The organism is Pseudomonas allii, assembly GCF_055380095.1.
The window spans coordinates 3,202,619-3,218,386 of sequence record NZ_AP039450.1 but is presented as its reverse complement, the minus strand read 5'-3'; the positions used below and the strand labels follow the sequence as shown (position 1 = coordinate 3,218,386).

Below are 15,768 nucleotides of genomic sequence, written 5' to 3'. Positions count from 1 at the left end.
GAGGACGGCATGGACAGTGCGGCGCGCCAGGATCAGACCTTGACCTTTCTGCCCCATCGGCTAAACCGGCAGCCGGTGGTGGTGAGCGGGCTGACTGCCGATGAGCTATGGGCCTGTACTGGGCTCAGTGCGGTGCTGGGTTTGTTGATGGGCCTGCCGTTGGCCTGGTTGAGCCGCAGCCTGGCGGTCGTACCTACGCTGGTGCTGATTGCCGTGGCGGGCGGGGTGTTTTTCGGCGGCGGGTTGCTGCGTCGTCGGAAGCGCGGGCGGCCGGATGCGTGGCTGTACCGGCAGTTGCAGTGGACGCTGTGCCAACGCTTTCCCAGCCTTGCTCGCTACCTGGGCGGCGCGGGCTTGATCCTGCGTTCGGGTGCCTGGGGCATCCGCCAGAGCCGGACGTGAGCCGATTCAAGAATGAAGTCAGCCACCTGCAGGCGCATGTCCGGACCCTGCGCCTGGGTGGCGCGGCGCTGTTGCTGATATCGATGCTACTGGCCATCGGTTGGTGGAGCGCGCCACGGGACATGACAGTGCATATCCCGCCGGATCTGCGCTCGGGCAGCGTGCGCAAGTGGTGGGAGGTGCCGCCGTCGACGGTGTATGCCTTTGCGTTCTACATCTTCCAGCAACTCAACCGTTGGCCGAACAATGGTGAGGACGACTACCCGCGCAACATCCGCGCCTTGTCGAGCTACCTGACCCCAGCCTGCCGGGCGTTTTTGCTCGATGAATCCACGCGGCGGCGGGACAGCGGCGAGTTGCGCCATCGGGTGCGCGCGGTCTACGAAATTCCCGGCCGCGGTTACGGCGACAACCCGATGGCGCGGGTCAAGGTGGTGTCCGATGACGACTGGATCGTCACCCTGGACCTGACTGCTGACGAGTACTACGGCGCCGAGCAGGTCAAGCGCGCCCTGGTGCGCTATTCGCTGAAGGTGGCGCGGCGCGACATTGACCCGGAGCGCAACCCCTTCGGCCTGGCGCTGGACTGTTACAGCCAGGCGCCACAACGAATTGGCCGTAGCCCGGATGACACCAACGAGGAACCGTCCTCATGAAGCGATACCTGTTGAGCGCCGTGCTGCTGTTGCCCATCCCATTGGCGAGCGCGGTGGAGATCCTGCGCTGGGAGCGCCTGCCCTTGGCCGTGCCGCTACAGGTCGGTCAGGAGCGCGTGGTGTTTATCGACCGCAATGTCAGGGTCGGCCTGCCCGCCTCGCTGCAAGGCAAGCTGCGGGTACAGAGTGCCGGCGGCGCGCTGTACCTGTTGGCCAGCGAATCCATCGCGCCCAGTCGCCTGCAATTGCAGGATGCCGACGATGCCACGCTGATCCTGCTGGATATCACCGCCGAGCCGGCCAAGGCCGGGCAGCCCGCGCTGGAGGCGGTGAAGATCGTCGAGATCGAGCGCCCGGCGCCGCACGATCCGACGGAAGCACCAGCACCCCGCCCCGCTCCGCCTACGCCCCTGCCGGTGGCCCTGACCCGTTACGCCGCGCAAAGCCTGTATGCCCCGCTGCGCACCGTCGAAGCCGTGCCCGGTTTGGGAGCCGTGCCGCTGCCTGGTGATCTGAATCTGGACAGCCTGCTGCCGGAACTCACGCTGTCATACCGGGCACTGGCGGCCTGGCGCCTGGAGGATCTGTGGGTTACCGCGATACGCCTGCGCAACCGCTCGTTGCGCTGGATCGAGCTGGACCCCCGTCGGTTGCAAGGGGATTTCGTCAGCGCGACGTTCCAGCATCCCGACCTCGGCCCCAAAGGTGACGCCACCGACACCACGGTGCTGTACCTGGTCACCCGCGGCCGTGGCCTGGTCGGTGCGCTGCTACCGGCCATCAGCCCAGTCGATGCGGCCCTGAACATGCCGCGGAGCAGCAGTGATGAAGAGTAATGGCCTGCTCAAGTGGCTGATGCTGCCGCTGCTGGTGTTGCTGCTGTATGTGGGGATCAAGCTGGCCGCGCCCTCTCGCGACGCTGGCAGCGAGGGCAATACGGTTGATCCGCTCAGCCCGGATGAAATGCAGGCACTGGGTATCGAAGGCGACACCCCGCGCGACACCGTCGCCACCCTGGTCGCTCAGGTCAAGCAACTGCGCGGCGAACTGCAGGGTGCGCTGAAAGCCAATCAACAGGAAAAGGCCGAGAATGACCGGCTGCGCCAGCGCGAAGGCGCGATAGAGCAGCGTGTGCAAAGCGCGCTGGAGGACGGGCGTGAACAAGTCAGCGAATCCCAGCGCCAGACCAGCCAGCTGCTGCAAGACCTGCAGCAGCGCCTGGATTCGTTGGGCAGCCCGGACCTGCCACTGGGCCTGGGATTGGAGGATGGCGACGGCCAGGACCTGCTGCGCGACCGGTTGATCTGGATCGAGCCGCAGGACGGCCGCGATTCCAGTGCCAAACCGCGCAAACCGCTGAGTTTTCCATCGTCGTTCGGCGCGGCGCAAAAGCCGCTGGAAGACACCGCCGCCCAGCTCAATGCCGCCGGCAAGGCCTTGCAGGGCAAGCCGGTGTTGCAGCCGGTCTATACGGTGCCGGCCAACGCCACCCTGATGGGCTCGGTGGCGATGACCGCCTTGATCGGCCGGGTTCCCGTGGACGGCACGGTCAACGACCCCTATCCGTTCAAGGTGCTGATCGGCCCGGACAACTTGACCGCCAATGGCATCGATCTTCCGGACGTGGCCGGGGCAGTGGTCAGCGGCACCGCCTCGGGGGATTGGACGCTGTCATGCGTGCGCGGGCAGATCCGCTCGCTGACCTTCGTGTTCCGCGACGGCACGGTGCGTTCGATTCCCTCAAAAGGCAGCAAAGACACCGATGACGAGCAGAACAGCGGCGACAACCGCCAGGGCCTGGGCTGGATCAGCGATCCCTACGGCGTGCCCTGCGTCACCGGCGAGCGACGCAGCAATGCCCAGCAGTACCTCGGCTCACAGGCGCTGATCACCGCCGCCGGCGCTGGGGCCGCATCGTTGATCCAGGGCAACAACAGCACGACCTACATGAGTCCCGGCAATCCGCTGGGCACTGTGGGCATCACCACCAACGAGGCGCTGGGGCGGATTTTGGCCGGCGGCGTGCAGGAAATGGCGCAGTGGGTCAACAAGCTCTATGGCCAGGCCTTTGCGGCCGTATATGTGCAGCCGGGTGCCAAGGTCGCGGTGCATATCGAACGGGCGATCAATGTCGACTACAACCCGAGCGGGCGCCGGGTCGACCACAATCGAGGAGACAACGGCCATGTCGTTGAACTGGACTAGCCTGAGCGGCCTGGCTGCGCTACTGCTGTTGGCGGGCTGCGCGACCAATCCGGAGAAGCTGCTACCCCATGGCGATGCGACCATGCTGGATATCTGGAACCAGCAGACGGCGGGCAGCGGCGGCGGCCCGTCAACCCGTGTGCTGCTGGATGCCCGGCAGACGTTGCGACGGCCGCTGCAAGCACCGCTTCCTGTGCTGGATCAGACGCCTTACACCCGCACCGCGCAGAGCGAAATCTATCGGCAATTCCAGCGGCTACCCAACCCCGATCTGGTGATGTACATCTTCCCGCACCTGGCCGGCAGCGACCCGGTTCCGGTCCCCGGCTACAGCACCGTATTTCCGCTGTACCAGCGTGTCCAATATGCCCTGCCGGGCGAGCGGATCGAGGACTACTGATGAAGCGCATACGCCGCAAGCCGGGTGACGCCTGGCAACGGTACATCGCACGACTGCGGGGCCAGGGCATCCCCGCACCGGGGCACCGCTCGCAACAATCGCCGGCCACCCGCTCCGATGAGCAGCGCCTGTATGCCGCCCCGCCCTCCTTTATCGATCTGCTGCCCTGGGTGGAATACCTGCCCGGCTCGCAGAGCCTGTTGCTGGAGGATGGCCAATCGGTCGCGGCTTTTTTCGAGTTAAGCGCAGTCGGCACCGAGGGCCGTGAAGCCGAGTGGCTGCGCGAGGTGCGCGACGCCCTGGAGAATGCGCTGCAGGACAGCTTCGATGAATTGGACCAGCAGCCCTGGGTGGTGCAGCTCTACGCCCAAGATGATTGTGATTGGGGAGGCTATCTGCGCGGGCTGCACGGCTACATTCAGCCCCGCGCCCAAGGCAGTGCCTTTACCGCGTTCTACCTGCGTTCGATGGCGCACCACCTGCAAGCGGTGAGCAAGCCCGGCGGCCTTTTCGAGGACAGTACGGTCAGCCATCTGCCCTGGCGCGGCCAGCGCCGCCGTACCCGGCTGGTGGTGTATCGGCGTTCCCAGCATGCACGGTTGCGCTACGAACGCTCCCCGGAAGCGGCGCTCACGGCCGTGTGCGAACGTTTGGTCGGTGGCCTGGCCAACGCCGGGATCCACGCACAGCGAATGGACGCCGCCGCTATTCACCGCTGGCTGTTGCGATGGTTCAACCCGGCGCCCGACTGGCTAGGCCATGATCCGGCCGCACAGCAGCATTTCTATCAACTCACCGACCTGCCCCCTGCCCCGGATGCCGAGGAATTGGAACTGGCCAGTGGCACCGACTTCGCCCAACGCCTGTTCTTCCGTCAGCCACGCTCCGACACTGAGCACGGCGTGTGGTGGCTGGACGGCCAACCGCACCGAGTAATCGTCCTCGACCGTCTGCGCAGCCCACCGGGCATTGGTCATCTGACCGGCGAAAGCAGCAAGGGCGGCGATGCACTCAATGCCGTGTTTGACCAGTTGCCGGAAAGCACAACGCTCTGCCTGACCCTGATCATCACCCCTCAGGATCGGCTGGAAGCGCAGCTCAATCACCTCAGTCACAAATCCGTCGGCGATACCTTGGACTCGCAGCAAACCCGTGAGGATGTCGAGCAGGCGCGCCAGTTGATTGGCCGCTCGCACAAGCTCTATCGCGGTGCATTGGCGTTCTACCTGCGCGGGCGTGACCTACAAGAGCTAGACGCGCGCGGCCTGCAATTGGCCAATGCTCTGCTCAACGCCGGCCTGCAGCCGGTGCGTGAAGAGGACGAAGTGGCACCACTCAACAGCTACCTACGCTGGCTACCCTGCGTTTTCGACCCGGAGCTGGACAAGCGCCACTGGTATAGCCAACTGATGTTCGCCCAGCACGCGGCTAATCTCGCCCCAGTTTGGGGTCGCAGCGAGGGCACCGGGCATCCCGGCATCACCCTGTTCAACCGCGGTGGCGGGCTGATCACCTTCGACCCGTTGAACCGCCTCGACCGGCAGATGAACGCCCACCTGTTCCTGTTCGGCCCCACCGGTTCGGGCAAGTCCGCCACCCTGAACAACCTGCTTAACCAGGTCGTCGCGGTCTACCGCCCACGACTGTTTATCGTCGAAGCCGGCAACAGCTTTGGCCTGTTCGCCGAGTTCGCCCAGTGCATGGGGCTGAGTGTGCACCGGCTCAAGCTCGCCCCTGGCGCGGGCGTCAGCCTGGCACCATTCGCCGACGCCCGCCGATTGGTGGACAGCCCTGGCCGGGTCACAACCCTGGACGCCGAAGCCCTCGACGACGAAGACCTGCAGGAAGACCAACGCGATGTGCTGGGCGAACTGGAGATCACCGCCCGGCTGATGATCACCGGCGGCGAGGACAAGGAAGAACAGCGCCTGACCCGCGCCGACCGCAGCCTGATCCGCCAGAGCATCCTCGACGCCGCCCGCCTCTGCGCCCAGCAACAGCGCACGGTACTGACTGAAGACGTGCGCAACGCCCTGCGCACTGCCGGGCAGGACCTGGCCCTGCCCGAATCACGGCGCATCCGCCTGCTGGAAATGGCCGACGCCATGGACCTGTTCTGCCAAGGCAGCGACGGCGAGCTGTTCAACCGCGACGGCACGCCCTGGCCCGAGGCCGACATCACCCTGGTCGACCTGGCCACCTACGCCCGCGAGGGCTACAACGCGCAACTGTCGATCGCCTATATCTCGCTGATCAACGCGGTGAACAACCTCGCCGAACGCGACCAGATGCTTGGCCGCCCGATCATCAATGTCACCGATGAGGGGCACATCATCACCAAGAACCCGCTGCTGGCGCCCTACGTGGTCAAGATCACCAAGATGTGGCGCAAGCTCGGCGCCTGGTTCTGGCTGGCCACGCAAAACCTGGACGACCTACCCAAGGCTGCCGAGCCGATGCTGAACATGATCGAATGGTGGATCTGCCTGTCGATGCCGCCTGACGAGGTAGAGAAGATCGCCCGCTTCCGCGCCCTCACCCCGGCGCAGAAAGCCCTGATGCGCTCGGCGCGCAAAGAGGCCGGCAAGTTCAGCGAAGGCGTGATTCTATCCAAGTCGATGGAGGTGCTGTTCCGCGCGGTGCCGCCAAGCCTGTACCTGGCCATGGCGATGACTGAGCCGGAGGAAAAACACCAGCGCCACCAACTGATGCAGGCCAAGGGCATCACGGAATTGGAGGCGGCGTTCGAGATGGCCGCGGAACTGGATAGGCGCCGGGGCATTGAACCGCTGGTCATCGACTTGCCAGAAATGGGGTGACGGGCATGGAATTTGTAATTCACTTGCACTACATTCACCCTAAGACCCTCTCAGGTGCCCCCACCATGGCCAGTAATGCCCTGATCCAGACCCGCATCGACCCGGATGTGAAAGACCGCGCCACGGCCGTCCTGCACAACCTGGGGCTAACGGTGTCCGATGCCGTGCGCATCCTCCTCACCCGCGTCGCCAATGAAGGCGCCCTGCCCTTTGGATTTGCCAGCGACCCCGCCACCTATGACGCTTGGTTCCGCGCCAAGGTGCAGGAAGCCCTGGACGACCCGCGCCCGGCGATTCCCGTCGAAGATGTCGAAGCCCACTTTGCCAAACGCCGCGCCAAGGCCCAGCGCAAGCTGTCGGAAGGTGGTGAGGGGTGAGGCTCGAGTGGTCGCCATGGGCCCTGAAGGATCGCGATGCGATCTTCGACTTCATCGAACAGGACAACCCGCGCGCGGCCATTCAGATAGACAACCGGATTGCAGAACAGACCCAACGCTTGGCACTGTTCCCTGAGAGTGGGCGCATTGGGCGTTGCAAGGGCACGCGAGAGTTGGTGATTGATCGCACGCCCTATATCGCGGCTTACCTCATACGGGATGATCGTGTTCGGATCTTGCGCGTGCTGCATGAGGCGCAGAGCTGGCCGGAGGATCTACCAACACTGGCCGTGTAACCGTCCTAATTCCTCCTCTTTACTAGATGCGGTCATGATGAATAAAGTGGATTTATTGTTGTTCCCAATGCATTGGACGCTTGCATGATCTACCAAAGAAGAGCACTTCAGCGCCGCCTCAACGAGCTTCGCGACATTCTAGGTAATGATGCGGCAAGCAAACTGGCAGATCGCCTAAACCGGCCAGGAAAGGATCGCGTCGCCGCGATGTGGGAAGTAGTAGTGCTTCACGGCCTGTCGAAATGCGGCTCTCTCCAAAGCGAGATGGCACTGGCAACCAACCGACGTCCTGACGTGCTGTTCGAATGGAGTACATTGCGACTGAACGCTGATGTGACAGCAGTCTCGGACGATGGTCTTGATAGAGACAACCCATATTACGAGCTCAGCCAACTGATCGAGGCTGCCAAGAAAAAGCTAGGCCTGCCTCTCGGCGGCCTTGATCTTCGCATACGCTCCCGTCGCGATAGCACAAAACGTGGAACTCGCACGGTGCTGCTGCTCCCCGCCAGAGGGAAATTGCAGGAGTTTGTGAACCAGCGGGTCTTACCTAATCTGCGCGCGCAGATAGCGGATGGACAACTTCCGCTGAGCATCAAGATAGATGATGAGGATGTCGGCCTGGACATTACCATTGATGCAACTAAGTCACCCTACAGCTCAGCCAGCTTTGCTGCATATGACGCACCGACAATCAAGGATCGAAATCCTCTCTATAACGCGCTCAAGGCTAAGGCCGATCAGCTTCGTGGTGCCGTCGGAATCTCCGGAGTCATCGTCGGTGACGGTGATTGTGTTGCCCTCTCAGATCGATCGCTAAGCATGGGCCATGTCTCCACCAAAGAGATCGTGGATGAGTTCTTTCGGCAGTTTTCCTCTGTCAGTTTCGTTTTGCTACTGAGCGTCCGTGAAAGCAGAAGCAACTGGATGCGCACCACACCATCGGTACGACAGAACCATATGCATCTCTTTGTTCGAGATGGGAGCGAATCGTGCTCAGAATTGAATACGTTGTTCCAAATGATGATTGAGCACTTCCCTAAGCCTGCGATGATGCCTGTTAATGGCGCATTTCGGGCGAGCGAAGATGACTACGGCTTAGGCCATCATGGAGGATATTCTGTGTCTGGATCAAATGTGATACGCATCGGCTTACGTGAATTCACGGAAATCTTCGCAGGCCTTAGATCACTCCAGGATGGTGGCGCCAAAAATGTGGATGCGGCCCGCAAACTCCCACAAGATTCAAACATTTTGCAATCCGTTATCCTGCACAATTTGATGAATGGCCGCTTGCCAGAGTCAATTGAGATCATCAAAACTGATGAAGACAGTAGTGACGACTGGGTCGAAATTCGATTTGGCGATATTGACCCTGCCATTTCCGCCCTCCGATAGCTCAGCTCGAACTGGGGAAGCGAAATTCAATGGGCGTCTGACCTCCCAGCTCCATGTAAGTTAAGGATTTGATTTACCGGCCAACCAAGATCTTACAAGCAGCTCCAAGGTCCGGGAGCTATTCCAGGCCAAGAGAAAAACTAGTGCCTCACCTGCCATCATAAGCTGCAGCATGAACCATTATCTGCGTCCCTTTCAAAGACAGCCCATCTGGGCGCCATTTCAGGTCCATGAGCAATTTAGCGAGTGCCATCACCCTCAAGAACCTTAGCCAGGCGCCTTTCTCACGAGGACGATCTATTACACTGATTGGCCAATTATCAGAATTCTTGATGGCAGATGACGCTGTCATACGGCATCCAATATTGACTTCCAATGATCCGAGCATAGGCTTTTACACGTCGCAACTTTGTTGCGGCCGGGTGTCGCAACCTGCAATCGCACGAAGGCGCGGTCCAGCGCCATATGACAGTGGTCGACGCTTCATCTAGATCGGCAGCTGTCCTTCTATGGCAGGCCGTGCGGGGCAGGCTTCGGCCTGGCCGGTTTTCCTTCGTGTGCCGGTTTGCGACCCTCGCACGGTCTGCCACCTTTTCCCCGTGTCGCAACGGTCGGTGGCAGTTCCTTAACGACACGTTGGAGATAAGGAGAATGGCCTATCCCCCTTTTACGCCAGGGCACCGCCCGGCAAGCATCGTAAAAAGCCCGAAAGCATCCCGTAGCCAGCTTGTACAACCGCTTCGAGAAGCTGCACCGATGGAGGTTCTGCCATGAACAACGACCTCCCTACAAACGGCCCGCCGTCCAGAATTTTCAATGTGCGGCCCGGGCTTAACCTAGAGGAAACTTTGACCAATGCTAGCGAGCTTCTAGCCTCGGCGGTCAGCATGGGCTATCAGGGCGCCTTCGAACTAGTCGGTGCGCAGCGCGACAAAGCACTGGGCATACTGCAGCTCGTGGAGATGGCTCAGATGCTGGTCGACCAGATGCTTGAGCAGCAATATCCAACGGCATGACGCATCTGCCAATAGCCGCTGCGACTCCCTCGCAGCGGCCTTCATTGTTGACTTCCAGGCGACCAAGGCAACTTCCTACACAATTTTCAGAACCCATCGAAATATTGAATGGGCGCCTCTGGACCAACGGCGCAGCAAGCTAGCATCTACCCGCTACGTCGATCAGCCGCCTTCAGATTTCACTGACTCTCGGTTTGGGTTTTCTCCGATGCACAGCCTGGTCGCACGATGGAAAAGTACCATCGTCCCTTGCCCCTCCCTATGGACAAGATGCCATGCACGCCGGCCGTCGCTGCATCAGTTTCTACGTTAGCTGTGATGTCCTCAACCAAGCTCAGTTGACCTTGGAAGAACTGAACTTGACCATCGACTCCGCACTGAAGCTGATCCTAGTGCGCCTTGCCTACGAGGGGGCGCCGCGCTCGTACAGCCATACAGTGGATACGGACGCCCGCTTGCGTGGGCATGTACGTATTGCCCTGCTGGCTGTGCCTCAAAGCGCAACGACCTCAGCTACAAATGTGCCAAGCCCATGACCGGGATGGCACCTGTATCCGATGAGTTAGCTCGGCACTGCACAGGAGATCCTACCGATGACCAACACCACACCGAACCGCTTTAAGGTGGCTCTGCACATACCTCCCCACCAATTCACGACCATATGCCGAGCTGCCAAATTAGCCCATACCTCCCCCACGAATTTCATCCTCGACAGTGCCTGTCGGATAGCCGAGCAGACGTTGATGGGGCCGACTCATCTGTTCGACCATGTTCCGCAGGACAATCCGGGACTGAACGACCTGTTGAGTCGCCCAGCGCCTTGGGATAGCTGAAGGCGGTCACTCCAAGTCGGCATCCCGCTGGTTGAGAAACACCAACACACCGAGAGTGGCCGCATAGAACTTGAACGCAGCATTCTGGCCGTTCCACTCCTGCGATTGCCACATCAGAAACCATTCGCCGCCGATCACCATAAAGCCAAAGAACCACACCACCAGCCCCATGGTGAGGCCCGCGACAGAACAGGCCTTGGCACGGTTGAACTGCTGAGCCGTGCCCTGCCGAGCCCGCCACAACAGCAGCGCACCACCGGCCAGCAAGATGGCCGTCAGCGCCTCACCCGCAATGATCACCCAATAGGCACCATGCCATAGCCACTGAGCATTGATCGCACGATTCATGGCCGCGTTGCCGAGAAAGGTGGTGTCCATGCTCAGCACATGCTGGACGAAGTAGAAGTTGGAGTTGTAGTCGGTGAGGTTGTTGAACGCCGCCAGTGCCGCGAACGCCGCCAACATCCCAACCACGACAATTTTTGCGTAACGAATGACCATGCTGCGTCCCTGAAAAGGTCTGAAACGCCCAGTACGCTACACCCGCACCTGTGCGCAAACTTCGCGACAGGTCTACTTGTGACGTAGGAATCGACTGAATCAATTGCAGATCGAAATGGGGGCATACACGGCGCCTCTTACCCACGCGCCATCGCCAGCATCCCGCGCTCAACTACCGATCGAATTCCCCTGCGGGTAGCTGCCCCATGTACCGCCCACACCGCTTACCCACCGCTGCAAGCCTGGCGCTCCTCCTCACGGCCAGTAGCGCCACCGCTATCGACAGCGCAACACTGGTCAGTTCCAGCCTGTCCCCCGACTGCCTGGCCTACCGCGTGGTCGGCGTGTGCTACTGGCTGCGCTGCACGCCCTACGGCTGCAAGGTCAAGACTTCGGTAAAGGTGCGCCACTACGTGCCGGATGCCGTGGTGTCGAGCTACGCCGATACCGGCGCCAACCCATGGCGCGAGGTTGCGCTGATGAGCCCGACCAATGCCTCAGCTCAAGGTGGCGGCGATAGCACGACCAACCAGGCCAACGAAAACGCGCTGCTCAAGTTCAAGAACGCAGACGTGATCGGCCATCCCGGCACACTGGTGTTCAATCGTTTTGCCAGCCAGTTCGGCTACAGCTGCAACGGCGCGGGTACCGCGCACATGCCGTACCTGCTGAGCAGCTTCGACTTCCTCGCCTGGCGCTACAACGTGCCCGAGATGTTCTATTCAGAAGCCCTGACACCCGGTGAGCGTGAGGTCGGTGTCAGCGGGGATCTGTGGGGCAGCGTGTATCCGCGCGGCGGCTTTCTGCAGCATGCGGATGACTACAAGGCCGCTGCCGTGGTCGCCCAGCGCGCCGGGGATGTCGTCACCCGCAGCGGTCAGCCGCACCTCTATCAGTCGCTGCTGGCCAATGCCCAACCGGGCTATTGGCCAGCTGGCGCGTTACGCGAGAACGATGCCGACAGCGGTAAATGGCAACGGCTGCAGCCTGACCTGTCGAGGAGTTGCGCGGTGTTTCCAACCGCCGGCGCATTGCCGCAGGCCGAGGACGGTGCCTATGCCTGGGGGCTGTGGCGCCCATACAGCTGCTGTAAGCGCCAGGGCCAGACCTTTCTCGGCAGCACCGACACCGGGAGTTGAGCGATGAAGACCCACTACCCCACCGCCCTGCTGGTTTTCGGGCTGCTGTGCTTCCCTGCCTACGCCGACGATCCCAATTTCGGCGCCAGCGGCAGCGTGATCGGCGACGACGTGCTCTACAGCATCGGCGGCGGCCGTGCGGTGCCGATGGGACCGGGGGCAAATATGCGCAGCCTCGGCGTCGGCGTGGGCTGGAGCAGCAACATGATCTGCGGTGACATGAACCTGCAAACCACCTTGCAGAATCAGTTGAACGGCATCACCAACGGCTTCCAGTCGATCATGAGCAGCGTGATCCAGAACGCTACCAGTGCCGTCGCTTCCTTGCCGGCCTTGATCATCCAGCGCGCCAATCCCGGCCTGTACAACCTCCTCACCAACGGCATCCTCCAAGCGCGGCTGGACTTTGACCGTTCCAAGACGACCTGCCGCGCCATGGCCAACCGCATGGCCGATATCGCCGGCAACCAGTCAGGCTGGGAGCAGCTGGCCGAAGGCATGGCCTTGAAAGAAAGCGCCAGCAAGACCGATGCGGTCGCCGCGATTGAGGAAACTGAGGCCAAGCGCGGTAACCGTGGGGTGCCATGGGTCGGCGGTGGCCAGGCCGGCGGCAGCGGGCAGACGCCAATCAAGGTGGTCGGCGACGTAACCCGCGCAGGTTACAACCTGCTTAACGGACGCAACGTCACCGATACCTCACCGATTCCACGCGCCAGCTGTGGCGACCGCCTGAGCTGCCAGAGCTGGCCGTCGCCCCAGGCCGCCGCCGACTGGGCCAACCGCGTGCTGGGCGAACAAGTTCAACGCACCTGCGACGGCTGCAGCAAGACCGACAGCACGCCGGGCATCGGGCTGACACCGCTGATCCAGGAGGAATACGACACCAAACTCAAGGCCCTGCTGGACCTGGTCAGCAAGCGCCTGCCGACTACCTCGACCAATCTGGAAGCCGCCGGCAGCAATGCGCTGCCGGTCACCCGTGGTCTGGTCGAGGCGCTGCGCGAGGAGCCCGATCAGGATCTTTTGGGCAGACGCCTGGCTTCCGAGGTGGCGCTGTCGAGCGTGCTGGAGAAGGCCCTGCTGTTGCAGCGCACGCTGCTGACCGGGCGCCAGGAGCCGAATGTGGCGGCCAATGAATTGGCACAGCAAGCGGTGGCACAAGAGAGCGACATGTTGACCCTGGAGATCCAGAACCTGAAGACCGAGCTGGAACTGCGCCGCACCCTGGCCGCCAATGCCGCGAGCGAGATCCTGCGGCGTAATCAGCTGCGGGTTGAGGGTTCGCGCGGGGTGTATCAGGGCGATCCGGAGCGCAACCGCATCGAGCAGATCGAACGGCCGGTCGAGGGAGGTCGCTGAGATGCGCCGAGTCTGGATCAAGTACCTATCCACCAGCGCCCGCTATGCCATATGGACGCTGGCCTTGATCCTTGCCGGGCTGCTGATCAACCTGATCGCCATCGGCCTGCTCGGCGATGCCTCGGCCTGGAGTAGCTGGTTGCAGGATCACAGCACCGGTCTGTTGGTCTGGCGCCTGTGTCTGTATGCCGCAATCCTCTACGGCTGGCGCTGGATGCGTACACGCCTGCTGCAGCGCGAACCCGACGCGGCCGCGCGCCTGCGCCGTGCCGAATGCGCAGGCATCTCGGCACTGGTGCTGCTGGAAGTCAGCGATGCCCTCATCGGGCCGGGGGCACCATGACCCTAACGACCACCGACTATCTGGAGTACTACCTGACCCTGGTGGGCTGGATCGTCAACAACGGCCTGTGGCAGGTGCTGGTTGCCAGCGGCGTATTCGCCCTGCCCTTTCTGGCGATCATCCTCCAAGAGTGGCTACGCGCCCGCGCCGAGGGCGCCGACGAAGGCAATAAGGGCGTGCTGTCGGCAATGCGCATTGAGAACCGAGTCTGGGTCGCGATTGTGGTCGTCATGTTCGCGGGCATTCCCTTTGTACCGGTGGACCTGAGCACGCTGCAGTTCGACGAAAGCCGCTCGCGACAGTGCCAGGTGCGTGTCGTCGCGCCGACGGAAACCGGCTGGAACAGCGCCTTTACCACCCTCAACAACCAGAGTGCCGAAGTGCCGGTGTGGTGGTTCTTTATGCACGCGCTGTCCAAAGCCGTGACCGGTGCCGCCGTCGCATCGATCCCTTGTGGCGTGGACCTGCGGCAGATGCGTATGGCTATCGACAGTGCCCGCATCGACGACCCGCTACTGGCCCAGGAAGTTGCCGACTTCACTCGTGATTGCTATGCCCGCGCCCGTGCGCGGCTGTTCATGGATCGCCCAGGGTTGAACGAAGAACAGATGAACGATGTGGGCTGGATTGGCTCACGCTTCTTCCTCAACAGCCCCGGCTTCTATGACCGCTATCGCTCAAGCACCCCACGCAGTGCCTGGCCCTACGATGCAACGCGCGACGCCGGATTGGCCCTGGTGCCCGGTGGCGGCGGATATCCCGGTTGCCAGCAATGGTGGGGGGATGGTGACCAGGGGTTGCGTGTGCGCTTGCTGCAGCAGGTGGACCCAGACGTGTTGAGCCGACTGGCGCGCTGGGCGGGTTTCATGTCGCGCGTGCAGGTGGACGACGCCGTGATTCGCGCTGTGGCCGCGCCAAAGCAGCAGGTGATGAACCAGGGGCAGGTCTACAACGACTACGGCGGCCAGGTGGAAAAGAGCATCCCCAATATCGTTGCCCGCGTCACCGCGGATCTTGGCCTGACCGTGGGCTCACTGGGGTTCTTCCCAGCGATGGATGTGGTGCGCCAGGCACTGCCAATGGTGTTGTCATTTCTGAAAATGGCCTTGGTGATCTGCCTGCCGCTGGTACTGGTGATCGGCACCTATGATCTGAAGACCCTGGTCACTGCCAGCTGTGTGCAGTTTGCGCTGTTCTTCGTGGATTTCTGGTTTCAGCTGGCGCGTTGGATCGACAGCACGATCCTAGATGCGCTCTACGGCAGTGGTGCGCCCCACAGCAACTTCAATGTGCTGTTTGGGTTAAACAATTCGTTTGGGGATATGTTGCTGAATTTCGTCATGGCGACGATGTTCATTGTGCTTCCAAGTCTTTGGGTAGCGAGTTTAACCTGGGCCGGCCTACACGTCGGCAGCGTGCTACGAGGCGTAAGCGACGCAACAACCGAAGCAAAAAGTGCTGGCCGAAGCGGCGGCGAGATGATTAGCAAAAGGCTGACCTAGAGATTGAGCTATACGTCTTCGCCGTCTTCAAAAAGTCGACCGAAGTCTGTACGAACGCCCTTCTCATAAAAGCCAAACCCCTCATCGCCGTAACGCCATTCGGCTTCTGATGCTCGATAAGAAAAATCGCTTCGAGCAACACCCCGCCCGATCAGCCACAAGCCAATGCAGATCATCGCGAGCACGATGGAAAAACTCAGCAGCAGAACCAACGCGCTCAGGCGCAGACACCAGGCAATGATCCGGGCGCCCTTTGCAGGTATTCCGAGCCCAACAAGCCACAGACGCAATCGCTGCTCCTGCTGCATCAGGCTTCGATAGGTTCGCCCAAGCCAGCGCCCAACACGCTCGGCCTTAGTATTTTTAGGATGACCGCTCATGGCATTCACCTCTACGACGATGGCCTTTTCAGCACTCCAGTTCGAGGAAGGATACGTGGCAATAGCTATCACAACTTTTCCCGGATTTGCGTGCCGCCCGTCAGCAAAAATGGCAAGAAATGGCTGACGCAAAGGACACAAC

Annotated in this window: 17 protein-coding genes; 15 read left to right on the top strand and 2 right to left on the bottom strand. The window is 61.6% G+C overall.

Annotation, left to right across the window (positions count from 1 at the left end; translation table 11 throughout):
- Positions 1 to 9: 9 nt before the first annotated feature.
- From ACZ445_RS14345 to ACZ445_RS14295, 11 genes are all read left to right on the top strand, one after another.
- Positions 10 to 402, top strand: a complete 393-nt coding sequence (locus tag ACZ445_RS14345; RefSeq protein WP_464708536.1) for a TIGR03750 family conjugal transfer protein — start codon at positions 10 to 12, stop codon at positions 400 to 402.
- On the top strand, positions 399 to 1,058 hold the full coding sequence (locus ACZ445_RS14340) for a PFL_4703 family integrating conjugative element protein (protein WP_464708535.1): 660 nt from the start codon (positions 399 to 401) through the stop codon (positions 1,056 to 1,058). Before ACZ445_RS14345 ends, ACZ445_RS14340 begins: the two co-directional genes overlap by 4 nt.
- Positions 1,055 to 1,894: a TIGR03749 family integrating conjugative element protein gene (locus ACZ445_RS14335; protein ID WP_464708534.1), complete on the top strand. Its 840-nt coding sequence runs from the start codon at positions 1,055 to 1,057 to the stop codon at positions 1,892 to 1,894. The genes ACZ445_RS14340 and ACZ445_RS14335 overlap by 4 nt, the downstream gene beginning before the upstream one ends.
- Entirely contained in the window at positions 1,884 to 3,263 is a 1,380-nt protein-coding gene (locus tag ACZ445_RS14330; protein ID WP_464708533.1) for a TIGR03752 family integrating conjugative element protein, read from the top strand. Before ACZ445_RS14335 ends, ACZ445_RS14330 begins: the two co-directional genes overlap by 11 nt.
- Positions 3,244 to 3,663, top strand: coding sequence for a TIGR03751 family conjugal transfer lipoprotein (locus tag ACZ445_RS14325; protein WP_464708532.1), 420 nt, complete (start codon positions 3,244 to 3,246; stop codon positions 3,661 to 3,663). Before ACZ445_RS14330 ends, ACZ445_RS14325 begins: the two co-directional genes overlap by 20 nt.
- A complete protein-coding gene (locus ACZ445_RS14320; protein ID WP_464708531.1) occupies positions 3,663 to 6,482 on the top strand; it encodes a conjugative transfer ATPase in 2,820 nt (939 codons plus the stop codon). Before ACZ445_RS14325 ends, ACZ445_RS14320 begins: the two co-directional genes overlap by 1 nt.
- Positions 6,483 to 6,547: 65 nt before the next feature.
- A complete protein-coding gene (locus ACZ445_RS14315) occupies positions 6,548 to 6,859 on the top strand; it encodes a type II toxin-antitoxin system RelB/DinJ family antitoxin (RefSeq protein ID WP_464708530.1) in 312 nt (103 codons plus the stop codon).
- Positions 6,856 to 7,155: a type II toxin-antitoxin system RelE/ParE family toxin gene (locus ACZ445_RS14310; RefSeq protein ID WP_464708529.1), complete on the top strand. Its 300-nt coding sequence runs from the start codon at positions 6,856 to 6,858 to the stop codon at positions 7,153 to 7,155. The genes ACZ445_RS14315 and ACZ445_RS14310 overlap by 4 nt, the downstream gene beginning before the upstream one ends.
- Before the next feature lie 84 nt (positions 7,156 to 7,239).
- Positions 7,240 to 8,553: a hypothetical protein gene (locus tag ACZ445_RS14305; protein ID WP_464708528.1), complete on the top strand. Its 1,314-nt coding sequence runs from the start codon at positions 7,240 to 7,242 to the stop codon at positions 8,551 to 8,553.
- A gap of 770 nt (positions 8,554 to 9,323) precedes the next feature.
- On the top strand, positions 9,324 to 9,569 hold the full coding sequence (locus ACZ445_RS14300) for a DUF6124 family protein (RefSeq protein ID WP_464708527.1): 246 nt from the start codon (positions 9,324 to 9,326) through the stop codon (positions 9,567 to 9,569).
- Between the two features lie 593 nt (positions 9,570 to 10,162).
- Positions 10,163 to 10,402 carry a type II toxin-antitoxin system TacA family antitoxin gene (locus tag ACZ445_RS14295; protein ID WP_464708526.1) on the top strand — a complete coding sequence of 80 codons (240 nt, stop codon included), beginning with the start codon at positions 10,163 to 10,165 and terminating at the stop codon, positions 10,400 to 10,402.
- Between the two features lie 6 nt (positions 10,403 to 10,408).
- On the opposite strand, the gene ACZ445_RS14290 is transcribed toward ACZ445_RS14295, so the two are convergent.
- Entirely contained in the window at positions 10,409 to 10,903 is a 495-nt protein-coding gene (locus ACZ445_RS14290) for a DUF2165 family protein (protein ID WP_464708525.1), read from the bottom strand.
- Positions 10,904 to 11,109: 206 nt separating this feature from the next.
- Here ACZ445_RS14290 and ACZ445_RS14285 point away from each other — a divergent pair, with 206 nt between their 5' ends.
- Genes ACZ445_RS14285 through ACZ445_RS14270 form a run of 4 tightly spaced genes read left to right on the top strand, consistent with a single transcriptional unit; the run spans position 11,110 to position 15,246 of the window.
- On the top strand, positions 11,110 to 12,042 hold the full coding sequence (locus tag ACZ445_RS14285) for a TIGR03756 family integrating conjugative element protein (protein ID WP_464708524.1): 933 nt from the start codon (positions 11,110 to 11,112) through the stop codon (positions 12,040 to 12,042).
- A 3-nt stretch (positions 12,043 to 12,045) separates the two neighbouring features.
- Entirely contained in the window at positions 12,046 to 13,401 is a 1,356-nt protein-coding gene (locus ACZ445_RS14280; protein ID WP_464708523.1) for an integrating conjugative element protein, read from the top strand.
- Between the two features lies 1 nt (position 13,402).
- Positions 13,403 to 13,744: a hypothetical protein gene (locus ACZ445_RS14275; protein WP_464708522.1), complete on the top strand. Its 342-nt coding sequence runs from the start codon at positions 13,403 to 13,405 to the stop codon at positions 13,742 to 13,744.
- Positions 13,741 to 15,246, top strand: a complete 1,506-nt coding sequence (locus ACZ445_RS14270; protein WP_464708521.1) for a conjugal transfer protein TraG N-terminal domain-containing protein — start codon at positions 13,741 to 13,743, stop codon at positions 15,244 to 15,246. Before ACZ445_RS14275 ends, ACZ445_RS14270 begins: the two co-directional genes overlap by 4 nt.
- A gap of 8 nt (positions 15,247 to 15,254) precedes the next feature.
- Here the strand turns inward: ACZ445_RS14270 and ACZ445_RS14265 are convergent, their stop codons facing one another.
- Positions 15,255 to 15,626 carry a DUF3742 family protein gene (locus tag ACZ445_RS14265; protein ID WP_464708520.1) on the bottom strand — a complete coding sequence of 124 codons (372 nt, stop codon included), beginning with the start codon at positions 15,624 to 15,626 and terminating at the stop codon, positions 15,255 to 15,257.
- Positions 15,627 to 15,768: the final 142 nt, after the last annotated feature.